Annotated in this window: 20 protein-coding genes; 3 read left to right on the forward strand and 17 right to left on the reverse strand. The window is 48.0% G+C overall.

Features of this window, described 5'->3' with window-relative positions; genetic code table 11:
* Nucleotides 1–13 precede the first annotated feature (13 nt).
* From dnaE to rpsB, 16 genes are all read right to left on the reverse strand, one after another.
* Nucleotides 14–3,484 (reverse strand): DNA polymerase III subunit alpha, encoded by a 3,471-nt coding sequence (gene dnaE / locus I4W93_RS14610; protein ID WP_205312303.1) that lies wholly within the window; start codon nt 3,482–3,484, stop codon nt 14–16.
* Complete coding sequence (gene rnhB, locus I4W93_RS14615; RefSeq protein WP_205312304.1) at nt 3,481–4,080, reverse strand: ribonuclease HII; 600 nt, start codon at nt 4,078–4,080, stop codon at nt 3,481–3,483. Before rnhB ends, dnaE begins: the two co-directional genes overlap by 4 nt.
* Nucleotides 4,052–5,221, reverse strand: a complete 1,170-nt coding sequence (lpxB, locus tag I4W93_RS14620; protein ID WP_205312305.1) for a lipid-A-disaccharide synthase — start codon at nt 5,219–5,221, stop codon at nt 4,052–4,054. Before lpxB ends, rnhB begins: the two co-directional genes overlap by 29 nt.
* Nucleotides 5,221–6,012 carry an acyl-ACP--UDP-N-acetylglucosamine O-acyltransferase gene (gene lpxA, locus I4W93_RS14625; RefSeq protein ID WP_205312306.1) on the reverse strand — a complete coding sequence of 264 codons (792 nt, stop codon included), beginning with the start codon at nt 6,010–6,012 and terminating at the stop codon, nt 5,221–5,223. The genes lpxB and lpxA overlap by 1 nt, the downstream gene beginning before the upstream one ends.
* Nucleotides 5,993–6,445, reverse strand: a complete 453-nt coding sequence (gene fabZ, locus I4W93_RS14630; RefSeq protein ID WP_205312307.1) for a 3-hydroxyacyl-ACP dehydratase FabZ — start codon at nt 6,443–6,445, stop codon at nt 5,993–5,995. Before fabZ ends, lpxA begins: the two co-directional genes overlap by 20 nt.
* 14 nt (nt 6,446–6,459) lie before the next feature.
* Nucleotides 6,460–7,512 carry a UDP-3-O-(3-hydroxymyristoyl)glucosamine N-acyltransferase gene (gene lpxD, locus I4W93_RS14635; RefSeq protein ID WP_205312308.1) on the reverse strand — a complete coding sequence of 351 codons (1,053 nt, stop codon included), beginning with the start codon at nt 7,510–7,512 and terminating at the stop codon, nt 6,460–6,462.
* On the reverse strand, nt 7,512–8,030 hold the full coding sequence (locus tag I4W93_RS14640; protein WP_205312309.1) for an OmpH/Skp family outer membrane protein: 519 nt from the start codon (nt 8,028–8,030) through the stop codon (nt 7,512–7,514). The genes lpxD and I4W93_RS14640 overlap by 1 nt, the downstream gene beginning before the upstream one ends.
* Before the next feature lie 44 nt (nt 8,031–8,074).
* Nucleotides 8,075–10,564 carry an outer membrane protein assembly factor BamA gene (gene bamA, locus I4W93_RS14645; RefSeq protein WP_224673470.1) on the reverse strand — a complete coding sequence of 830 codons (2,490 nt, stop codon included), beginning with the start codon at nt 10,562–10,564 and terminating at the stop codon, nt 8,075–8,077.
* A gap of 26 nt (nt 10,565–10,590) precedes the next feature.
* The gene (gene rseP, locus I4W93_RS14650; RefSeq protein WP_205312310.1) at nt 10,591–11,946 is read right to left on the reverse strand and encodes a sigma E protease regulator RseP; all 1,356 of its coding nucleotides are present in this window, start codon (nt 11,944–11,946) and stop codon (nt 10,591–10,593) included.
* Nucleotides 11,946–13,139, reverse strand: a complete 1,194-nt coding sequence (gene ispC / locus I4W93_RS14655) for a 1-deoxy-D-xylulose-5-phosphate reductoisomerase (protein ID WP_205312311.1) — start codon at nt 13,137–13,139, stop codon at nt 11,946–11,948. Before ispC ends, rseP begins: the two co-directional genes overlap by 1 nt.
* The gene (locus I4W93_RS14660; RefSeq protein ID WP_205312312.1) at nt 13,139–14,002 is read right to left on the reverse strand and encodes a phosphatidate cytidylyltransferase; all 864 of its coding nucleotides are present in this window, start codon (nt 14,000–14,002) and stop codon (nt 13,139–13,141) included. Before I4W93_RS14660 ends, ispC begins: the two co-directional genes overlap by 1 nt.
* Nucleotides 14,003–14,007: 5 nt before the next feature.
* The gene (gene uppS / locus I4W93_RS14665; RefSeq protein ID WP_205312313.1) at nt 14,008–14,772 is read right to left on the reverse strand and encodes a polyprenyl diphosphate synthase; all 765 of its coding nucleotides are present in this window, start codon (nt 14,770–14,772) and stop codon (nt 14,008–14,010) included.
* Between the two features lie 134 nt (nt 14,773–14,906).
* Complete coding sequence (frr, locus tag I4W93_RS14670) at nt 14,907–15,464, reverse strand: ribosome recycling factor (RefSeq protein ID WP_205312314.1); 558 nt, start codon at nt 15,462–15,464, stop codon at nt 14,907–14,909.
* A gap of 61 nt (nt 15,465–15,525) precedes the next feature.
* On the reverse strand, nt 15,526–16,266 hold the full coding sequence (gene pyrH / locus I4W93_RS14675) for a UMP kinase (protein WP_205312315.1): 741 nt from the start codon (nt 16,264–16,266) through the stop codon (nt 15,526–15,528).
* Between the two features lie 120 nt (nt 16,267–16,386).
* The gene (gene tsf, locus I4W93_RS14680) at nt 16,387–17,259 is read right to left on the reverse strand and encodes a translation elongation factor Ts (protein ID WP_205312316.1); all 873 of its coding nucleotides are present in this window, start codon (nt 17,257–17,259) and stop codon (nt 16,387–16,389) included.
* Between the two features lie 106 nt (nt 17,260–17,365).
* Entirely contained in the window at nt 17,366–18,094 is a 729-nt protein-coding gene (rpsB, locus tag I4W93_RS14685; protein WP_205312317.1) for a 30S ribosomal protein S2, read from the reverse strand.
* 310 nt (nt 18,095–18,404) lie between these two features.
* On the opposite strand from rpsB, the gene map reads away from it, so the two are divergent.
* The 3 genes from map to dapD are packed head-to-tail and all read left to right on the forward strand — an operon-like array spanning nt 18,405 to nt 22,672.
* Complete coding sequence (gene map, locus I4W93_RS14690) at nt 18,405–19,193, forward strand: type I methionyl aminopeptidase (RefSeq protein WP_205312318.1); 789 nt, start codon at nt 18,405–18,407, stop codon at nt 19,191–19,193.
* Between the two features lie 21 nt (nt 19,194–19,214).
* Nucleotides 19,215–21,839, forward strand: coding sequence for a bifunctional uridylyltransferase/uridylyl-removing protein GlnD (gene glnD / locus I4W93_RS14695; RefSeq protein ID WP_205312319.1), 2,625 nt, complete (start codon nt 19,215–19,217; stop codon nt 21,837–21,839).
* Nucleotides 21,840–21,847: 8 nt separating this feature from the next.
* Nucleotides 21,848–22,672: a 2,3,4,5-tetrahydropyridine-2,6-dicarboxylate N-succinyltransferase gene (dapD, locus tag I4W93_RS14700; protein ID WP_205312320.1), complete on the forward strand. Its 825-nt coding sequence runs from the start codon at nt 21,848–21,850 to the stop codon at nt 22,670–22,672.
* A gap of 60 nt (nt 22,673–22,732) precedes the next feature.
* Here dapD and I4W93_RS14705 read toward each other — a convergent pair whose 3' ends face one another.
* Entirely contained in the window at nt 22,733–22,927 is a 195-nt protein-coding gene (locus I4W93_RS14705; RefSeq protein WP_205312321.1) for a hypothetical protein, read from the reverse strand.
* Between the last annotated feature and the right edge of the window lie 94 nt (nt 22,928–23,021).

Below are 23,021 nucleotides of genomic sequence, written 5' to 3' on the forward strand. Positions count from 1 at the left end.
TGTCACTACCTAATTAATTAAATTCCAGTTCTATTGTCGCCAATTGCTTTAACTGGTGCAACAAAGCGTCGGCTGGCGTTACCCACCATTGGGTTCCCAACTGCAGCATCACTTCGCCTTCCTGGCGTTGATAGCGTAGTTTTACCGGCACGGTTCCTGCTTTAAACTCACCCAGTACCTGCTGCAATCTTTGCAGGTAATTGTGGTCTATTTGCAGCGATTGTACAGTGATATTCAACGATCTAAGCGATTTTTCCCGCACCGCAGTAATTTCGCTGACATCGCGGCCGGTCATTGTAAGGCCACCGTTAAAATCATCAAAGCTGACCTGTCCCGTTATCACCAAAATACGGTCTGTTTGCAGTTGTTGTTCGAAACTTTCCAGCAGATCCGGAAAAAACCGTACATCAAGCCGCGCCGATTTATCATCCAGCGTGACAATGGCCCAACGCCGGCCTTTTTTATTGATCATCACCCGCACCGACACTACCAGGCCGGCAACGGTGACACTTTGGTCTTTTCGGGTCGGCTGCAACTCCACCAAGCGGCAATTAACATAACGTGGAATTTCATCCAGATAGCGGTTAATTGGGTGGCCGGTTAGGTATAAACCCAAAGTTTCACGTTCGCCCTCCAGCCAAACTTCATCAGCCCAAGGCTCAACCTGTTTAAACGCCGCAGCAGCATTCTCGGGCTCTGGGCTAAGTAAACCAAACAAATCATCCTGCCCCACCGCCTGGGCTTTAGCGTGCTGCTCGGCCGCCTTCATCGCTTCTTCTAAGGTAGCAGACAGCGCCGCTCGGTGCGGGCCAAGCCGGTCCATGGCGCCGGCTAAAATCAGCTTTTCTATTACGCGTCGGTTAAGTTTCTTTAAATCGACTTTGGCACAAAAATCGAATAAATCACTAAAGCTGCCATGTTTACTCCGCGCTTCCAGTATCGCCTCAATCGGGCCCTCGCCTACGCCTTTGATGGCACCGATACCATAGACAATATGGCCTTGCTCGTTAACGGTAAACTTATACACGCCGGCATTCACGTCTGGTGGAATAAGCTTAAGCTTCATGCGCTCGCACTCGTCCACCAAGGTGACAATTTTGTCGGTGTTGTCCATATCAGCCGACATTACCGCAGCCATAAATTCAGCCGGATAATGCGCTTTCATCCATAGCGTCTGATATGACACCAGCGCGTAAGCGGCAGAATGCGATTTGTTAAAGCCGTAACCGGCGAATTTTTCTACCAAATCGAAAATCTTAATCGCCAGATCTGGATCAATACCATTTTTAGCCGCGCCCTCTTGAAAGGTGTCGCGCTGCTTAGCCATTTCTTCGGGCTTTTTCTTACCCATAGCACGGCGCAGTAAGTCTGCGCCACCGAGCGAGTAACCCGACAAGACCTGGGCTATCTGCATTACCTGTTCCTGATACAGAATAATGCCGTAAGTAGGCTCTAATATCGGCTTCAACGAATCATGCTGCCAGGTGGCATCGGGGTACGATATAGCTTCGCGGCCGCGTTTACGGTCGATAAAGTTATCAACCATGCCCGACTGCAACGGGCCGGGTCGGAATAATGCTACCAAGGCTATCATATCTTCGAAGCAGTCCGGCTGCAGACGGCGGATTAAGTCTTTCATACCGCGGGATTCGAGCTGGAATACCGCGGTGGTATCGGCTTTTTGCAGTAAGTCGAAGCTCTTTCTATCAACCAGTGGAATACTGTTAATATCGATGGGCTGGCGACCCTCTTTTGCCAGCCGGGTATTAGCCATGTTCACTGCCCACTGCAAAATAGTCAGCGTGCGCAGGCCTAAGAAGTCAAATTTAACCAAACCGGCGTATTCAACGTCGTTTTTATCAAACTGCGTGACCGGATTATTGCCTTCATCATCACAGTACAATGGCGAAAAATCGGTAATTTTGGTTGGCGCGATCACTACACCACCAGCGTGTTTGCCAGCGTTGCGGGTAACACCTTCAAGCTGACGCGCCATATCAATCAGATCTTTAACTTCCTGATCCTGTGCATACAGCTCTGGTAAGCGCGGTTCTTCTTTAAACGCCTGCTCTAACGTCATACCCGGCGTAGGAGGGATCAGCTTGGAAATACGGTCAACAAAACCATAAGGGTGGCCAAGTACGCGGCCAACATCACGAATTACCGCTTTGGCCGCCATGGTGCCGAAGGTGATAATTTGTGACACGGCTTCACGGCCATACATGTCGGCGACATGATCGATAACTTCATCGCGCCGATCCATACAAAAATCGACATCGAAATCGGGCATGGATACCCGCTCAGGGTTTAGAAACCGCTCGAACAGCAGATCAAACTCCAACGGATCCAGATCGGTAATTTTAAGCGCATAGGCCACCAGCGAGCCGGCACCTGAGCCGCGTCCTGGTCCAACCGGGATATCGTTGTCCTTCGACCACTGAATAAACTCCATAACTACCAGGAAGTACCCAGGGAAGCCCATCTGGTTTATGACGTCTAGCTCAATCTGTAAGCGTTCGTCATACCCAAGACGTTTTTCTTGTCGTAACGCCTCGTCTGGAAACAATTGCCTTAGCCGCTCTTCCAGGCCTTCGCGTGATTTCAGTACCAGAAAGTCAGCATCAGTCATACCGCCGGTAGGAAACGCGGGTAAAAAATATTCGCCTAAACGAATCGTAACATTACAACGTTTAGCAATTTCAACTGAGTTTTCCAGCGCTTCTGGCAAGTCAGCAAATAGCTGCTGCATTTCTTGCTCGGATTTCAGATATTGTTGGTCGGTATAGTTTTTTGGCCGGCGTTTGTCATCCAGCGTAAAGCCATCATGAATGGCTACCCGAATTTCGTGCGCCGGAAAATCCTCTGGCTGCAAAAACACCACTTCGTTAGTGGCCACAACGGGCATATCATATTGCTCGGCCAGCGTAACGGCCTTTTGAATATACAGTTCTTCATCCGGCCTGCCGGTGCGCTGTAGCTCAAGATAAAATCGGTTGGCGAAGTGGTGCTGATAAAACGAGACTAACTCATTAATGCTCTGCTGGTTTTCTTTTAGCAGTGCTTTGCCTAACAAGCCATCCTTACCACCAGACAGTATAATAACGCCCTGTGCATACTCAGATAGCCAGTCATGTTCAATTTGTGGTTTGCCATCAACATGACCACGCAGATACGCTTTGGAAATTAGCTGACTTAAATTCTGATAGCCGGTATTGTCAGCCGCCAATAACAACATACGACTGCTTTCGCTGGCAAATAACGGATGCTGTACGAAACAATCAACGCCGACAATCGGCTTAATGCCACTGTCATGTGCGGTGCTGTAAAACCGCACCAGGCCACAAAAATTCATTTGGTCAGTTAATGCCAGCGCCGGCATATTGAGCTTTTGCGCGGCTTTAACAATCGGCTTTACTTTGGCAACACCATCCACCATGGAAAAGTCACTGTGCACCCGAAGATGAATAAAACCAGGATGACTCATAAGCCCCGTTGCTCCAACGCCAGCCTTACCGGCTTAAAGCTGCGCCGGTGCTGAGCTAACACACCATACTGCGCTATAGCAGCCAAATGTGCAGCAGTGGGGTATCCTTTATGGGCGGCGAAGCCAAATTGCGGGAAAGCCTGATGCAGGGCTTGCATTTCGGCATCTCGCGCAACTTTAGCCAAAATAGAAGCCGCACTAATCTCTGGCACCAGTAAATCACCTTTGACGACGGCACTGGTGGGCAGACCAAAATCTGTAGTACGGTTGCCATCAACTAATACCCACTGCGGTTTAATGCTAAGGGCCGCAACGGCACGACGCATTGCCAGCATAGTGGCGTGTAAAATATTTAGATGATCAATTTCTTCGGGTTCAGCCCGACCCAGTGCCCAGCACAATGCCTGTGCTTTTATTTGTTCGGCTAGTTCTAGTCGGCGCTTCTCACTGAGTTTTTTTGAGTCAGTTAAACCACTAATTGGTTTTGCCGGGTCCAATATCACCGCTGCAGTAACTACGGCTCCAATTAGCGGCCCGCGGCCGACTTCATCAACCCCGCAAATCAGCTCAACGCTCGGCCGTTGGTACAGCATCATGTTTAATTACCTGTAATATCGCCTGTGCCGCTTTAACACTGGCATCGCATTTAATGGATTGATGAATACCCTGGTACTCTGTTAGCAGTGCGTTTGTTTCAGTAGTAAGTTGTGGCAACATCGCGTCGACTAAAGCTTTCGGGGTAACCTGATGCTGCAGCAACTCTGGCACCATCGCGCGCCCGGCAAGTAAGTTTGGCAGGCTAAAATGTGCCAGCTTCACTAAGCGCCGGCCTATCTGATACGTTAGCCAGTTGGCACGATACGCCACCACCATTAAACATTTCGCCAGCATCGCCTCTAAGGTCGCCGTGCCTGACGTGATAAAGGTGGCATCGGCTGCCAGTAATACCTGGCGGGCCTGGCCGGTAAATTGCGTTATTTGTAGCTGTGGCGCCACTTGCTGTCTAATGGCATTGAACTGTGCAGCCTTGGCCGGGGTAACCATATTCGTGACAAACTGTAACTGTGGTAACTGCTGTTGCAGCAGCGTCGCAGCCAGCAAAAAATCTGTGGCTAACAGTTTAATCTCATTGGTACGGCTACCGGGCATAATCGCCAGCACCGGCCGTAAAGGGTCTAACCCCAACGCTGTTTTCGCAGCGGCTTTGTCTACATCCAAAGGCATGGTATCGGCCATGGTATGGCCAACAAAGGTGCACGGTACCTGATATTTATCGTAAAAGGCTTTTTCAAACGGCAGTAGCGATAATACCATGTTAGTAGCTGCCTGGATTTTAAATATCCGCTTATGCCGCCAGGCCCACACCGACGGGCTAACATAATGTACCGTCTTAATCCCGGCCTGCTTTAAATTTAACTCTACCGGCAGGTTAAAATCTGGCGCATCTATGCCGACAAACACATCGGGCTTATCCGCCAGCAAAGCGGCAACAATCTCCCGCTTTACTTTTAACAGCCTCGGCAAACGGCCGAGCACTTCAACGATGCCCATCACCGAAAGCTCTTCCATATCAAACAAAGCATTAAAGCCCAGTGCCTGCATGCGCGGCCCGCCAATACCATAGAACACTGCATCAGGATGCATAGCTTTTAACGCGACGATTAAGTCGGCACCTAAAATATCGCCGGAGTGTTCTCCGGCGATAATGGCAATTTTTAACGGCGTGTTTGCCAGCATCAGCGCACTATGCCCCGGCTGGCGTTAGCGATAAAGTCGGTAAACAGTTTAAGCTCGGGTACCTCATTGGATTTATCTTGCAGTGCAGCTAAGGCTTCGGCGACGGTCAGACCTTTTCGATACACTTCCTTGTAAGCACGACGTATTTCCAGCAATGCCTCGCTGCTAAAACCACGACGTTTCAAGCCTTCGCTATTAATACCCGCCGGTACGCAAGGCGCACCGTGCACCATGAGGTACGGTGGCACGTCTTTTAATACGATAGAGCCGCCACCACAGAAGGCATGAGCACCAATATGCACAAATTGATGCACACCGGTCATACCGCCTAAAATGGCCCAGTCACCAACGTGAACATGGCCTGCAGCTTGAGCGCCGCTGGCAAAAATAGTGTGGTTGCCAATAACGACATCATGGGCAACATGTGTGGTGTTCATAAACAGGTTGTGGCTACCAATTATGGTTTTACCCTGATCCTGCACCGTGCCCCGGTGCACAGAACAGCCCTCACGAAATACGTTGTGATCGCCGACGATCAGTTGGGTGGCTTCACCTTGGTATTTTTTGTCCTGGCAGGCCTCGCCTATACTGGCAAACTGAAAAAAGTGGTTAGCCTTACCAATAGTACTGGGGCCTTTTATCGCCACATGTGATTCAAGAATACAATCGTCGCCGAGTACGACATCATGGCCGATATAACAAAACGGGCCTACTTTAACATTGTTGCCAATTTTGGCACTGGATTCGATTACCGCAGTTGGATGGATCACGTTATAGTTCTCTTCTGGCACACATCAGCTCAGCCGAGCAGACAATCTGGCCTTCCACTTTTGCTTCGCCGTAAAACTTCCACATGTTGCGGCGCTCTTTTAAAAACTTAACTTCTAATATCATGGTATCACCCGGTACTACCGGTTTTTTAAAGCGGGCGTCGTCGATGGCAGCAAACAGATACAGCTCATTTTCAGAGCGCTCAGTTACTGTTTTAAAGCCAAGAATACCAGTTGCCTGCGCCAGAGCTTCTAAAATCAGTACACCAGGGAAAATAGGCATTCCAGGGAAATGGCCGGTAAAAATGGGTTCGTTAATAGTAACATTCTTCAACGCCGTCAGGCTTTCACCTGGTGTGAAATCCAACACCCGGTCAATCAGCAAAAATGGGTAACGATGTGGCAATAATGCCATAATTTCCTGCACTTGCAGGATATTAAGTTGGTTAGCCAAGGCTTGTCCTCTGTCTATTGGTCAGCGTCAGATGAAAGGTTTACTGTTGCCAGCTTAGCTTCCAGCTGCTTTACACGCTGGTAAAGTTGGTCGATTTGTCTGAGTTTAGCCGTATTTTTGCGCCACTCATTGTTTGCTGTCGCAGGAATACCTGATGAGTATACGCCTTTTTCGGTGATAGGCTTCATCACCATCGCCATACCAGTTATTTGCGCACCATCACAAATATCAATATGGCCATTAATACACACTGCGCCACCAATAATACAGTAACGTCCAATTTTAGTGCTACCCGCTACGACACTGCAGGCAGCCATTGCGGTATGGTCACCAATTTGCACGTTGTGCGCGATTTGACACAGGTTATCGATAATGACATTTTCGCCGATGACTGTGTTTTCAATAGCACCACGATCAATCGTGGTTGCTGCACCAATTTCACAATTGTTGCCAACAATAACAGTGCCCGTTTGAGGGATCTTTAGCCAGTTACCGCGCTCATTAGCAAAGCCGAAACCGTCTGAGCCCACTACTGCGGCGCTGTGAACAATACAGTTATTGCCCAGTTCTACCCGGTGATAAATAGTAACATTAGCCCACAGTCTGGTATTCTGGCCAATAATAGCTTGCTCACCGATAAAGCATCCCGCACCAATTTGCACATTGTTGCCCAACACCACACCAGCGCTGATCACCGCATTGGGTCCCACTGACACATTAGTGCCAAGTTGTACACTGGCGTCTATGACAGCCGTAGGATGAATGCCAATGGCAGAAGCGGGAGTCGTATCGAGTAATTGCGCGACACGCGCAAAAGCAACATAGGGGTCTTTTACAATTAACGCGTTAACGCCCGGCGCGACAAAAGCTGCATCATCAGCGCCAATCAGCACGGCAGAGGCTGTGGTTTGCGACAAGTATTTGCGGTATTTGCTGTTAGACAAAAAACTAATTTGGCCTGCGCCGGCATGTTCCAGCGTAGCAATAGAAACGATGCCGCAAGCAGCATCGCCGATTAGCTGAGCACCTAAGTGCTCAGCTAAATGTGCTAACGTGTATCCAGACATTATTTTGCTTTACTAACCTGTGCAACCACAGCTTCAGATATATCATACTCTGGCTTTGCATACACTGCTGCGCCTGAGTTCAAAACCATGTCAAACTTTTCACGCTCAGCCACCACGTCGATAGCAGCTTTGATTAGCGCCAGAACTTTGTTGCGCTCTTCAGCCTGGCGGTTGCGGATTTCTTCATCCAGCGGGCGAGCAAGTTGCTCATACTGTTGGCGTTGTGTATTTACCGATGTTTTTAATTCTTCTTGCTGTGCTTCGCTCATTGTTGGACCATCGCGACGCAGTTTTTCGATGTTGAAGGTAATATCTTTTTCAAGCTTGCCAACGGCTTCAATACGCTGAGCGAACTCGTTCTTAATAGTTTCTTGCATTGCAGTAGATTGTGGAATTTTTGCTGCTACAGCCTGTACATCGACAAACGCGATTTTCATTTCCTTTGCAGCAACAGTACCCGCTAGTAATACACCGGCGATAACCAATACAGCAGACTTTACAACCTTGTTATTAAACATCTTCTCTTTCCTATAGTTCTAAACGTAATAGTTTTACCAATTTTCTAAAAAGTGGTACCAATATTGAAGCTAAAGTTTTCCTGTAAATCACCTTCATACTTTTTGATGATTTTAGCCAAACTAAATGTCAGTGGGCCCATCGGAGAAATCCACTGTAACGATACACCAGCTGTGGCTCGAATCAAACCGGGATCTGAATAATCCACTAAACCGGGCTGTCGCTGCGCAGACACAATTTGCGTTAGCGAAGCATAGCGGTCAAGGTCAAATTCGGTATCCCAAACGTTACCGGCATCAACAAACAAACTTGTACGCACTGAGTTGCGATACTCGTCGCTTAAAAACGGCGTCGGCGTAATCAACTCGAGCGTAGCGATGGCCATGGCATTACCGCCAATAGAGCGCAATGATACCTGGTAGTTGTCATTATTCGGGTTAGTTGGAAAATTGCCCGTACCCGAATTTGGATCAGGCAGCCCAGGCACAGACTGCGCATAACGGAATATTGCATGTGGGCCAATTATGCGGCTTTCAAAGCCGCGCATATTGTCGCCACCAGCATAAAAGTTTTCGGTAAATGGCAAGGTGTAGTCATAGCCATTTTTATCGCCATAGCCATTACCATAACCAAGCTCCAACCTGGACAGGAAAGACCAGGCATGGTCATTACTAAGCGGAATATAGTTACGCGCTTCAAACATCAATTTGTAATAAGACAAATCAGAGTTTGGTGTGGTCGCTTTAACCGTGGCACCAAAATAATGGCCCGCAGTTGGGAACAGACCTCGGTTTAACGTGCTTCTCATCCAACTGGCCGATAACTCATAGTTGGTGAAGTTATAGCCACCATCGGGGTTAGCAGCATCTACCAGCACCGCCCGGAAATGACGCAACTGATCATATTCATTTATCGAGTTGATCTTGTTCACGACATAGTTAGCGCCAAAATTAAGCCGGTTGTACTCGTTTATCGGATAACCAATATTGGCACCAAAACCATAACGCTGTTGATTGTAGGCTTCTAAGTTTGAAGACGCACTGCTGTAGTCGACATCAGAGTAAAATACCTGTCCACCCAAACTAATACCATCGAGCGTATAGTATGGGTCGGTATAGGTCATGCTGACTGATTTTTGATATTTGTTAGTATTTAAACTAATACCAGCACTGTTACCGCTACCAAAGAAGTTTTCCTGTTGCACACCAATTTGGAATGACAGGCCCATGTAATTACCATAAGAAATACCGGCGTTAAAGCTACCTGATGGCTGCTCTTTTACATTGAAGCCGATATCTACCTGATCATCGACACCTGCCACTGGCGTGGTTTCAAACTCAACAGACTCGATATAGGGCAAACGCTGGATACGTTGTTTTGACAATTCCAGCGAGTCATTTGATAACCAGGCGCCTTCCATCTGTCGAAACTCACGGCGAAACACTTCATCTTTAGTGTTGGCATTACCGGCAACATTAATACGCCGGACATAAACCCGCTTACCCGGGTCGACACTGATGGTTAATTCAACTTCTTTGGTGTCGTCATTTATTTGAGGAATAGTGCGGACTTTGGAATTGGCATAGCCAAAACGGGCCAATAACTTAGCAATACTTTCTTCGGTATAGGTTACCAGCGCGCCATTGTACAACTCGCCATCTTTTAATGGCAGGATCTGGCGGATAAACTCATCCTGATCTATCAGATCGCCGACAAATTTCACGCCACTAATAGTGTACTTTTCACCCTCTGATACGTTTAAGGTGACGTACACTGATTCTTTATCCGGACTGACAGAAACCTGTGATGATTTTATATCAAACCGCAAATAGCCACGGTCGAGGTAATAGCTGGTAATTTTTTCGATATCGCCCTGTAGCGTCTGTTTTTGATACCGGTCAGACGACATAAAGCGCCACCAGGGCAAATCTTGTTGTGACTCAATATCCTTAAGCAGCTCTTCATCAGAAAAAAGCTTGTTACCGACTATATTAATTTGGCGGATCGACGCTGCATCACCTTCTTCAAACTTAAGTTTCAGATTGACACGATTACGAGGTAAATACGTCACTTCAATCTCAACCTCAGCCTGGTACTTACCCACGCCGTGGTAAAACTCGGTTAAGCCATTTTCAATACTTTTAAGAATAGTTTTATCCAGCGGCTCGCCCACTTCAATGCTGTTATCGGCCAAACTCTGGTTTAACTGTTCCTCTTTCACGTCTTTATTGCCATCAAACTCTATCGCATTGATAGTTGGCCGCTCGCGCAAACGATAAATTACCGTGTTGCCGTTGCGCAGCACCTTAATGTCATCAAAATGACCGGCGCCGTACAAGGTGCGAATACTGCGTGACAAGGTGTAGTCCGTCACGGTATCGCCAACGTTAAATGGCAAATTGTTCAACGCTGCACCCAGTGCCACACGTTGCAGGCCTTCGACCTGAATATCCTGAACCGTAAATGATTCTTCAGCGAGCACCGAGTTGCTTGCCGAAGCAAGCAGCATCGCAGCTACTAATCGTTTAATTGTCATTATTTGAACTACTTATGATTAGTTATTTACAAACGAGAAATATCGTTGAGCAGCGCAATTCCCATCAACATCAGCAGAACCAGCGCTCCGAACCGGAACCCTACTTCCTGCGTCTTTTCAGAGACAGGTTTGCCACGTATTAGTTCCACCAACATATACATTAAGTGGCCACCATCCAGCACCGGAAGTGGCAATAAATTTATCACGCCTAAGTTAACACTTATCAGGGCCAAAAACGATAAAAAAGCCACCAAACCCATACTGGCTGTAGTACCCGCTCCCTGAGCAATAGCAATTGGTCCGCTCAGATGCTTAACTGACACATCACCCATAACCAGCTTTGCAATCATGGAAAAGCTTAAGCGGGTAAACTGCCAGGTATGGCTAATACCGGCAGCGACAGCATCAACTGCGCCATATTTTTGCGTGTAAAGCACACCAGGGGGCCAATCACTAACTTTTGGTGTTACACCAAGCACGCCCTGAGAAAAGCCATCATCGTTGACGATAAGCTTTGGTGTAGCGCTCAAAGTAACTTGTCGTCCATCGCGCTCTATATCAAATAGTAGCGGCTGCTCTGCCGCATTACTGATCACATCCTGCAACTGCGTCCAACTAGAGATAGCTGTGCCATCAATACGTAAAATTTTATCGTGTACCAGCAATCCCGCTTGTTCTGCTGCTGAACCAGCGGCGATGTGTGCGACTTCTGTTAAGGCTTTTGGTCGTGCTAAATTAAGCCCCAGGCTATCAAACACTGTCTGCGCTTCCGGGTCAAATTGCCAATCTGCGGTATTAAGCACAATTGTGGTTTGACGCTGAGTTTGCATATCCTGCAGGCCCAGCGTAATGCTGCTACTACCAATTTGTTCCACCAACAACAGGTTTACGCTGCTGGCGTCTGTTGCCTGGTGCTGGTTAACAGAAATAATCTGTTGCTGAGCAGGCATACCCGCCACAGCTGCGATAGACCCAGGCGTAACATCAGCGATAACCGGCCGCATAGTTTGTACACCGAGTAAATACATTAACCACAAGGCAAACACCGCGAAAATAAAATTTGCCACTGGGCCGGCAGCAATAATTGCCATACGCTGCCAAACCGTTTTATGGTTGAAGGCTAAATCTTTAAATTGCGGCAGCACCGGATCCACTCGCTCATCCAGCATGCGCACATAACCGCCCAATGGAATAGCGGCAATGACAAACTCAGTGCCTTGCTTATCACGCCAACTTACTAACGCTTTACCAAAGCCTATTGAAAAACGTTTTACCAATACGCCGTTTTTACGCGCCACCCAAAAGTGGCCAAATTCGTGCACGGTGATCAACACCCCAAGTGCAACGATAAACGAGAGTAAATTCCAAATTACAGCCGACATTAGGCTAGTTTCCTTAGCTGTATCTGCGCGTAACTGCGCGCTTCTAAATCGAGCGCCAATATATCATCCAGCGCACTGACACGAAAGCTGGCAAAATGATCAAGGCTAAGGGCATTTATTTTGGCTATATCGGTAAAACGGATTTGCTGACGCAAAAACGCACTAACAGCAATTTCGTTAGCGGCATTAAGTGCGGTAGTGGCACCTTGGCCATGCTTACAAGCCTGCATGGCCAGATATAAGTTGGGGTAGCGCTGCGGCTCTGGTTCGGTAAAACTAAAATCGCGCAATTGCTTAAAATTAAGTGGTGCTACCGGGCTGGCCATTCGCTGCGGAAATGCCAGCGCATGGGCAATCGGCGTCCGCATGTCTGGCTGACCAAGCTGTGCTAATACTGAGCCATCCGTATATTGCACCATTGAATGGATAATACTTTGCGGGTGGATAACCACCTCAATATCGTCTGCCAGGCAGTTAAACAACCAGCGCGCTTCGATAAACTCCAAACCTTTGTTCATCATGGTGGCACTATCTACAGATATTTTATGCCCCATACTCCAGTTCGGGTGTGCAACCGCCTGTTCTGGCGTAATGGCATCAAACGCCGACAAGGGTGTACACAAGAAAGGACCGCCGCTGCCAGTTAGTAGCAACTTGCTGATACCATAATCACTGAGCTGCTGATCATGGGTATGTTGCTGCAACGGAGCAGGCAAACACTGAAATATCGCATTGTGCTCACTATCAATTGGTAATAACGTTGCACCATGCTGCTTTACTTTATTGATAAACAGCTCGCCGCTCATCACCAGCGCTTCTTTATTGGCTAACAACACCGTTTTGCCTTGCTCTACTGCAGCCAGAGTAGGCAGTAAACCAGCGGAACCGACAATTGCTGCCATGACAATATCCGCATCCGGATGCGCCGCCAACTGACAAAGACCATCAATACCAGCAAGAACTTCGGTACGACTGCCCGCTTGCTTCAACGCAACAGCTAGTTGTGCTGCAGCCTTGGTATCCAACATCGCCGCATAACGCGGTTGAACCGCTAAACATTGTTGCAACAGCTTGTCACTTTGCGTTGCAGCAGTTAAAGCCAACACTTGATAGTGCAAGGGGTGCGCAGCCAGCACCGATAACGTACTTACGCCAATAGACCCCGTTGATCCCAGGATAACAACCTGACGCATCAATAAAAGCCGCTAAAAAGTGCAACGATGATAGCAAACAACGGCGCAGTGGCCGTTAAACTATCAATGCGGTCTAAAATGCCGCCATGCCCGGGCAAAAATATCCCGCTGTCTTTAATACCTGCCGCGCGTTTGAACATACTCTCAGTTAAGTCACCAAATACCGATAACACTGTGAGTAGAAATGCGGCGATATACCAAACCACGGTCTGTGATGGCCAATCCTGCAATGCTGCCACCACCGTTACTACAATACCCACTAACGCTAGCCCGCCCAACATGCCTTCGACAGTTTTTCCGGGGCTAACGTTGGGTAGCAATTTGTGTTTGCCAAAGGGCTTGCCAACAATATAACCGCCTATGTCGGCTGCCCATACTAAACCCAGCAGCGCGAAAATCAGCCAGGCGCCGGTGAAGTTGGACGCGGTATAATCAGTAGATCGGATAAACAATACTGCCGCCCAAGCCGGGATTAAGGTTGCCCAACCCATTAACGCCTTGGCCCAGTCGCTGTTGGCCCAAAGCCTCTTACTACGCGGGTAAGTTAACACCAGCACAATAGCCAGCAACCACCAGCTTACGCCAGCGAGCAATAAACTACTCAGCAACACATTATCTTCAATCGGCCAGACAGCTTGCACTGGTAACTGCCAGTACAATACGGCAAAAATAATACCTGTTAAGCCGACATAGACAGTACGCATTGCTTTACCGGGCAAGCCGCAAAAACCACTCCACTCCCAGGCACCCAGCAAAAATGCAGCGGAAATAAAAACCGCAAAACCAGCCAGTGAAAGATAAAATACGGCCATTAAAGCCAGTGGCGCTAAAATTAGCGCAGTAATTACCCGTTGTTTAAACAATCTCGTTATCCTTTACCCAAGGCCGCCAGTTGCCGGATTTGCTCACCGGTACAACCAAAACGACGCTCACGGTTGACAAAGGTTGCAACCGCTTCTGAAAACACCTGTTGATCAAAGTCTGGCCATAAGGTGTCGGTAAACCAAAGCTCAGCGTATGCCGCCTGCCATAATAAAAAATTACTGATGCGTACGTCACCACCAGTACGAATTAATAAATCCAGCTCTGGCTGGTCATACATTTGCGTAAAGCGAGCAAAAAACTGCTCGTTAATGTCATCAGGCACTACCACGCCTTGCTGCACTTGTTGCGCGATAACTTTGGCGGCATTAACAATATCCCAGCGCCCGCCGTAGTTGGCAGCTATATTCAACGTCATAGCGTCGTTTTGCGCGGTTAGTTGCTCAGCTTCAGCAATTTTCAGTCTGAGTTTATCGCTAAATGCGGTTAAATCGCCGACAATTTTTAACCGCACATTATGTTTATGCAAGGCTTTTACTTCGCTTTGCAATACCATCAAAAACAACTGCATTAACGTAGAAACTTCATCTTCCGGCCGGCGCCAGTTTTCACTGCTAAACGCAAACAATGTTAAAGACTTAATGCCCAACTCACGACAAAAACTGACACTACGCCGCACAGCCTCGACACCTTTTTTATGACCCCAAACCCGTGGCTTACCCTGGCGCTGTGCCCAGCGGCCATTGCCATCCATGATAATTGCCACATGTTGTGGCAGATTCTGCGGTTTGAGCTGCTCCTGTGCAGTCATAACGTAAGACCTGTCCTTAAGCTGAGTTGCAACGAGCTTGCTGCTCGGGCTGCGGCAAAAAATAAACCATCATGTAGAAAAAAGCGCCGTAATGCCCAAGCGTCACGACGCTGATTGGTAAACAGAAGCGTAAATTATACTTCCATTAATTCCTTTTCTTTTTCGGCCAGGACTTCATCAATTTTTTTCACGAAAACATCGGTAATTTTTTGGATCTCGTCGGTAGCACGACGCTCATCATCTTCACTAATTTCTTTATCTTTTTGCAATGTTTTTAAGTCTGCATTGGCATCGCGGCGGATGTTGCGCACCGCAACACGGCCATTTTCAGCTTCACCGCGAACCAATTTCACCAGGCTTTTACGCCGCTCTTCGGTAAGTGCTGGCAAGGGTACACGAATAACGGTACCTGCCGACATCGGGTTTAAACCCAAATCTGATGCCATAATGGCTTTTTCAACGGCCGCAGTAAGGCTTTTATCAAATACGGTGATGGCTAAGGTACGGGCATCGTCAATAGAAACGTTAGCTACCTGGCGCAGTGGTGTATCGGCGCCATAATAAGACACCATAATGCCGTCTAATAAACTGGGATGCGCCCGGCCGGTTCGAACTTTGGTTAACTGATTTCTTAACGCATCTACGCTTTTTTCCATCCGCACTTTGCTGTCTTTAATAATGTCGTCAATCACGATCGGTATCCTTGTTTATTCGTTACTACTGTTGCATGAAACTGTACTTAAGCGGGCTAGTTTACTGTAAATTTTCCGCGTGGTCGATGACTGTGCCTTCCTGTTCGCCCATAATCACCCGTTTCAATGCACCAGCTGTGTTCATATTAAACACGCGAATTTGTAAGTTGTGGTCTCGTGCCAGCGTAAACGCCGCTAAATCCATCACCTTTAATTCTTTATCTAACACTTCGTTATAGGTTAATTGGTGATATAACGTGGCAGTAGGGTCTTTTACCGGATCCGCTGAAAATACACCATCTACCTTGGTGCCTTTTAAAACGGCATCAGCTTCAATTTCAATGCCGCGTAAGCAGGCTGCAGAATCAGTGGTAAAAAATGGGTTACCGGTACCGGCAGAGAAAATAACCACCCGACCGGATTTCAACAAGCTAATCGCTTCGGCCCAGCTGTAGTTATCACACACACCGTTTAATGGAATAGCACTCATCATACGGGCATTAACATAGGCACGGTGCAGTGCATCACGCATCGCCAAGCCGTTCATTACTGTGGCTAACATACCCATATGGTCACCCACTACACGGTTCATGCCGGCTTTGGCTAAGCCTTCACCGCGAAAGATATTACCACCGCCGATAACGATACCTACTTGCACACCCAGCTCAACCAATTCTTTGATTTCTTGCGCCATTCTGTCCAGCACTTTTGGGTCAATGCCAAAGCCTTCATCGCCCATTAGCGCTTCGCCACTGAGTTTTAATAAGATCCTGCGGTAGGTAGGTTTTGGATTCGTGCTCATGACATCCCCATAGTGCGTGATTAATTAGGAGTATTGCGGGTAAAAAAAACCGCGGCCAAGTCGTTAAGACCTGAAGCCGCGGTTATTCTAGCGGGTTTTGCCGTCAGGCAGAAGAATAAATTACTTCTTCGCTGCCGCGATTTGCGCAGCAACTTCAGCTGCGAAGTCTTCTTCTTTCTTCTCGATACCTTCACCTACTTCTAAGCGAATGAAAGAAACCGCCTTTGCACTGTGCTGCTTCAGGAAGTCACCAACAGAAACTGATGGGTCTTTCACGAATGGCTGGCCAGTTAAACTCACTTCACCAGTGAACTTGCTCATACGGCCGGCAACCATCTTCTCAGCGATTTCTTGTGGCTTACCAGAGTTAACGGCGATATCAATTTGAATCACGCGCTCACGCTCAACCACATCAGCTGGAACGTCGTCTGGTGTTAAGAAGCCAGGGTTGTTTGCAGCGATGTGCATAGCAACATCTTTGGCAACGTCTTCGTTAGCACCGTCCAGAACAGCTAAAACACCAATGCGGCCAGAGTGCACGTATTGGCCGATAACCGCACCTTCAACTACTGCAGCACGGCGTACGTTGATGTTTTCACCAATTTTTGCAACCAAAGTAGCGCGGGTATCTTCAACTGAAGTACCGTTTAAATCAGCGGCTAAAATAGCTTCTGCCGTGAACAGCTTGTTTGCATGGGCTAAATCAGCAACCGCGTTAGCGAAGGCTAAGAAGCTAACATCACGAGCAACGAAGTCTGTTTCACAGTTAAATTCGATAGCCAAGCCTAAGCCATTGGCTACGCGAGTGATAATAGTACCTTCAGCGGCGATACGGCCTGCTTTCTTGGCAGCTTTGGCCAAACCACTTTTACGCATGGCATCAATTGCGGCTTCAATATCGCCTGCAGTTTCTTCCAATGCTTTTTTACAATCCATCATGCCAGCGCCAGTGCGCTCGCGAAGTTCTTTAACTAAAGCGGCAGTTACAGCCATGGGAGCTTCCTCGTATTAATTCTGGTTGGACAAACAGGGGCCTTGGCCCCTGTCGCAATTTTGCACTGAGTTAGCGCAAGCTTAGCCTGCGCTAATGACAGAGAAATTACTCTGCTTCAACGAAAGCTTCGGCTTCTGCCTGTACTTCGATGTTTTTGTCACGACCTTCCAGGATAGCCTGACCTACAGCAGCCAGATATAACTGGATAGCGCGGATCGCGTCATCGTTACCTGGAACTACATAGTCAACGCCTTTTGGATCAGAGTTGGTATCAACGATAGATACAACTGGGATACCCAGGTTGTTAGCTTCTTTGATCGCAATGTGTTCATGGTCAGCGTCGATCACGAACAGCACGTCTGGCAAGCCGCCCATGTCTTTAATGCCGCCTAAGCTCTTTTCCAGCTTGTCCATTTCACGAGTACGGTCTAAAGCTTCTTTTTTGGTCAGCTTGTCGAAAGTACCGTCCTGGCTTTGCGATTCCAAATCTTTTAAACGCTTGATAGACTGACGCACAGTTTTCCAGTTAGTTAACATACCGCCTAACCAGCGGTGGTTTACATAAAACTGGTCAACCTTGCTTGCCGCTTCTTTGATCGCTTCAGAGGCAGCACGCTTAGTACCAACGAACAGGATTTTGCCCTTTTTCGCTGCTACTTGTTGAATGAATGCCAATGCATCGTTCATCATAGGAACAGTCTGTTCCAGGTTGATGATATGTACCTTGTTACGCGCACCGAAAATGAATGGTTTCATTTTTGGATTCCAGTAACGGGTTTGGTGACCGAAGTGCACGCCCGCCTGGAGCATGTCGCGCATAGAAACTTTTGCCATGATTTAATTTTCCTGTATAAGGGGTTAAGCCTCCATGTATCCCATATGCCGACCTTGGTCTGACTGTTGTTCAGTGCAGAGCAAAGCACCCCGGAATATGTGTCGATACATGTGTGTTTTGTTTAAATTCCGCCTATTAGCAACACATTATCTCTATATAAGAACAAAAGGTTCTGCAATATGAGCTAAAGCGATTTGCTAATTTGCGGCGCGCTTTATACCATAGGCACCTTACAAACACAATTAAATGTGTAAATTTACAGCAGTACGGCGCATCAGAAAACGCGGCGCTACCACAGAGAGAACAGGCATGACAGCAACCATTAAAACCCCGGCCGAAATTGAAAAAATGCGTGTAGCAGGTCGTCTTGCCGCTGACGTGCTGGAAATGATTGAACCTTATGTTAAAGCCGGCGTGACCACAGACGAACTTAACACTATCTGCCACAACTATATTGTTAATGAACAACAGGCTATCCCGGCACCGCTAAATTACCATGGCTTTCCCAAATCCATCTGCACTTCGGTCAATCAAGTGATATGCCATGGCATTCCAGCCGACAAAAAACTCAAAGAAGGCGATATTATTAATATCGACATTACCGTGATTAAAGACGGTTATCATGGCGACACCTCGAAAATGTTTGTAGTAGGCAAGCCCAGTATATTGGCCGAACGCTTAATTCGCGTTACGCAAGAATGTATGTACCTGGCATTGAAAAAAGTGAAAAACGGTGTGCGATTAGGTGACATTGGTAATGTCATTCAATTACATGCTGAAAAACATAGCTACTCTGTGGTACGTGAGTACTGCGGGCACGGTATCGGCGCGGTGTTTCATGAAGACCCACAGGTATTACATTACGGCAAGCCCGGTACCGGCGACGTATTAAAAACCGGCATGTGCTTAACCATTGAGCCGATGATAAACGCCGGTGCACGCCACAGCAAACTGCTTGCAGATGGTTGGACAGTGGTAACTAAAGACCGTAGCTTGTCTGCCCAGTTTGAGCACACCTTGTTGGTCACTGACACCGGCTGCGAAATTTTAACCCTGCGCAGTGACGACACCATCGAACGGATCTTAACGGCAGAATAAACGCCTTACAGGAGTAACTTAATGAGCCAGGCGGTAACCTATAGCAAAGCGCTTCCGGACAGTTACAGCCTGGATAGCTATAAAAAGCATTTTACTGATTTTCACGATTGGCTTAGCCGTAGCTTCTCGCAGCATCCGGTTAACGCATTGGTCAAGGCTCGCGCACGGGTGGTTGATGACGTGCTGGTGCAGCTGTGGCATAAGTTTGAGCTACATAAATGTAAAGATTTAAGCCTGATAGCCGTCGGTGGTTATGGTCGCGGCGAATTACACCCCAGCTCCGATATCGATTTGCTTATTCTTACCGAAGGCCGCTTATCTGCCACGCAACAAGATGCTATTGGCCAGTTTATTACGGTGCTGTGGGATTTACGCTTAGAGGTCGGCCATAGCGTTCGTACAGTAAAAGAATCCATTAAACTGGGTAAAGACGATATCACTATCGCCACTAACTTGCTGGAAATGCGTCTGCTAACGGGTAACAAACCATTGTTTGAGCAGCTGCAGCTTGAGGTTGGTAAAGACAGCTTCTGGACCAGCCAGGCATTTTTTCAGGCCAAGCGCCATGAACAACAGCAACGCCACGCCCAGTACCACGGCACCGCCTACAACCTTGAACCGAATTTAAAAGCTAACCCGGGCGGGCTGCGCGACATTCAAACTATTGGCTGGGTAGCAAAAAAGCATTTTCAAACCCGCACCATGCGCGAGCTGGTTGCCTATCAGTACCTGACAGAAGATGAATATCAAGAGCTGATGGAATGTGAGGCGTACTTGTGGCAAATGCGCTTTGCGCTGCATATAGAGGCTGGCCGCAACGAAAATCGCATACTGTTTGATTACCAACCAGCGGTGGCTGAGCGCTTGGGTTTCGGCGCCGACGGCAAAGCTTCAGTTGAACGCATGATGAAGCGGTTTTTCCGCACCGTGCAACGCGTCGCTGAGTTAAACGAAATGCTGCTACAGCACTTTGACGGCAGCATACTCAACCATAAAGAAAAAGTTAAAACGCTGATTCTTGATGACTACTTTGAGCTACAGGGTCATTTAATTACTGCCCGTGATAACGCAGTATTTGCCCGGCGCGATAATCTACTGCGGCTATTTTGGCATATTGCCAACAACTCCAATATTACCGGTGTGCACTCCTCAACCATGCGACTTATTCGCCAGGTACGCCGGCGTTTAATGGGTGATTTACAAGACTATGAAGCCTGCCGACAGCTGTTTTTAGCCATAGTGCGCCACCCGCGTGGCATGGATAAAGCGATTACATTAATGCACCGCTATGGTGTGTTGGCCGCTTACTTACCGCAGTGGCGTAACATTGTTGGTCAAATGCAGTTTGATTTGTTTCACGCTTACACTGTGGATGAACATACCCACCGCCTATTAAAAAACCTGTACAAATACACCCTTAGCGAGCACGAAAGCGAATTTCCGCTGTGTAGCGATGTCGTGAAAAAAATGGAAAAGCCGGAGCTGCTGTATTTGGCGGGTATTTTCCATGATATCGCCAAGGGCCGCGGTGGCGATCACTCAGAGTTAGGCGCCATGGATGTGCGCGAGTTTGCCAAGCTGCATAAGCTCAGCGATTTTGACAGCAAACTCATTGCCTGGCTGGTAGAGCATCACCTACTGATGTCGGTTACCGCCCAGCGCCGTGATATTCACGACCCGGCTGTGGTAGCCGAGTTTGCCGAAAAAGTACGCGACGAAACCCGCTTAAATTATCTGTATTGCTTAACGTTGGCCGATATCCGCGCCACCAACGACAACTTGTGGAACGACTGGAAAGGCTCACTGCTGCGTGAGCTGTTTTTAGCCACGCAAAAAGCTTTCCGCCGCGGCCTGGAAAAGCCGATGGACTTGCGCGACCTTATTCGCGAAAACCAAAGCGAAGCCATGCCTCTGCTGCTAAAACAAACCTTTAGCGAAAGCGAGATTTTGCACTTATGGAGCCGAATAAAAGCCGACTACTTTGCCCGTTACAGCGCCCGGCAAATAGTCTGGCATTGTGAGCATATTCTGCGCCATAAGGAAGCTGATGAACCACTGGTGTTAATCAGTAAAGCGCCAATACGCGGCGGTACTCAGGTATTTATTTACACTAAAGATCAGCCAAAGTTATTCGCCCGTTTGGTTGCCGCACTAGACAGCAAAAAGGTGAATATTTTCGACGCCCAGATCATGACCAACAAAGACGGTTATGCCATGGATACCTTTGTTGTACTGGAGCAGAACGGTGAACCGGTAAACTCGCCATCGCGCCAGCAAAGCATAAAACGGGCGTTGGAGCTGTTTATCTTGAATAAGCCGGATTTATCGCGGCAAAAAACTAAGTTATCGCGCCAGATGCGCCAGTTTAACGTACCGCCCAAAGTCGTTTTTTTGCCGGGTAATACCAGCAAACGCACTATGGTAGAACTAGCGGCGTTAGATACACCTGGGCTACTGGCCAATATCGGTGAAGTATTTCAGCGCTGCGACGTGAATATTCACGCAGCAAAAATCACCACGATTGGCGAGCGGGCAGAAGACTTTTTTATGATTTCAAATAGCGACGATCAGGCTCTTAGTAGTGAGCAACAGAGCACACTAAAACGCGCGCTGATCGAGCAACTTTCACAGCAAACAGAGGGTTAACAGACACAATGTCAGAGTTAAAAAGCATTATCGAGCAAGCATTTGAGCAACGCGCCGACATTACACCAAGCACAGTATCGGCCGACGTGAAACAGGCTGTAGCAACCGCCATCAGCATGTTAGACAACGGCAGCGCCAGGGTAGCGGAAAAAATTGCCGGCGAATGGGTAGTACATCAATGGTTGAAAAAAGCCGTGTTGCTATCATTTCGCATTAATGACAACCAGGTGATGGATGGCGCAGAGAATCGTTTCTTTGACAAAGTGCCGATGAAATACGCCGGTTACAGCGATGCGCAGTTCCGTGCTGATGGCGTGCGCGTAGTGCCGCCAGCTGCTGTGCGCCGTGGTAGCTACATTGCCAAAAACGTGGTGTTAATGCCGTCTTACGTTAACATCGGCGCCTATGTCGGCGAAGGCAGTATGGTAGACACCTGGGCCACTGTCGGTAGCTGTGCACAAATCGGTAAAAACGTGCACTTATCTGGCGGCGTTGGCATTGGTGGTGTACTCGAGCCGCTACAAGCTAACCCGACTATCATTGAAGACAACTGTTTTATCGGCGCCCGTTCAGAAGTCGTTGAAGGTGTGATTGTAGAAGAAGGTGCAGTGTTGTCGATGGGCGTATACATTAGCCAAAGCACGCGCATTTATGACCGCGAAACCGGTGAAATAAGCTATGGCCGCGTACCTGCAGGCGCTGTAGTTGTGCCTGGCACAATCCCAAGCAAAGATGGCAGCCACAGTTTATACGCGGCTATTATCGTTAAGAAAGTCGATGCGCAAACCCGCGCTAAAGTGGGTATTAATGCCTTGCTGCGTAGTATTGAGTAATATAACCCGACAAACAAAAACGGCAGCCATTGGCTGCCGTTTTTTATAACACGCGCTGACTTAGCCAATAATCAACAATACGGCAAAACCAACCAGCCCAACCGCAGTAAACATGCCGTATTCCAGCCGCTTTTCAAAACGTTTTTCCGGGCCCACTTCGGCAGGCACTAACAGCGCCGAAAACAGACAAGTTAACCCCATCAGTAAAAACAGTGTGGTTAAACCAAATACCAGCGCCGAACCTAACATCGCCATATGTCACCCTTATCTGAAGTTGATTTTAAAACCAGTCAAGCCGCGCCGCGGCAAAAAAACTGCGCGCATTCTAGCATAAAAATAGTGCCGGTAT

The sequence above is a fragment of the Rheinheimera maricola genome (genome assembly GCF_016918075.2).
GTDB lineage: Bacteria > Pseudomonadota > Gammaproteobacteria > Enterobacterales > Alteromonadaceae > Alishewanella > Alishewanella maricola_A.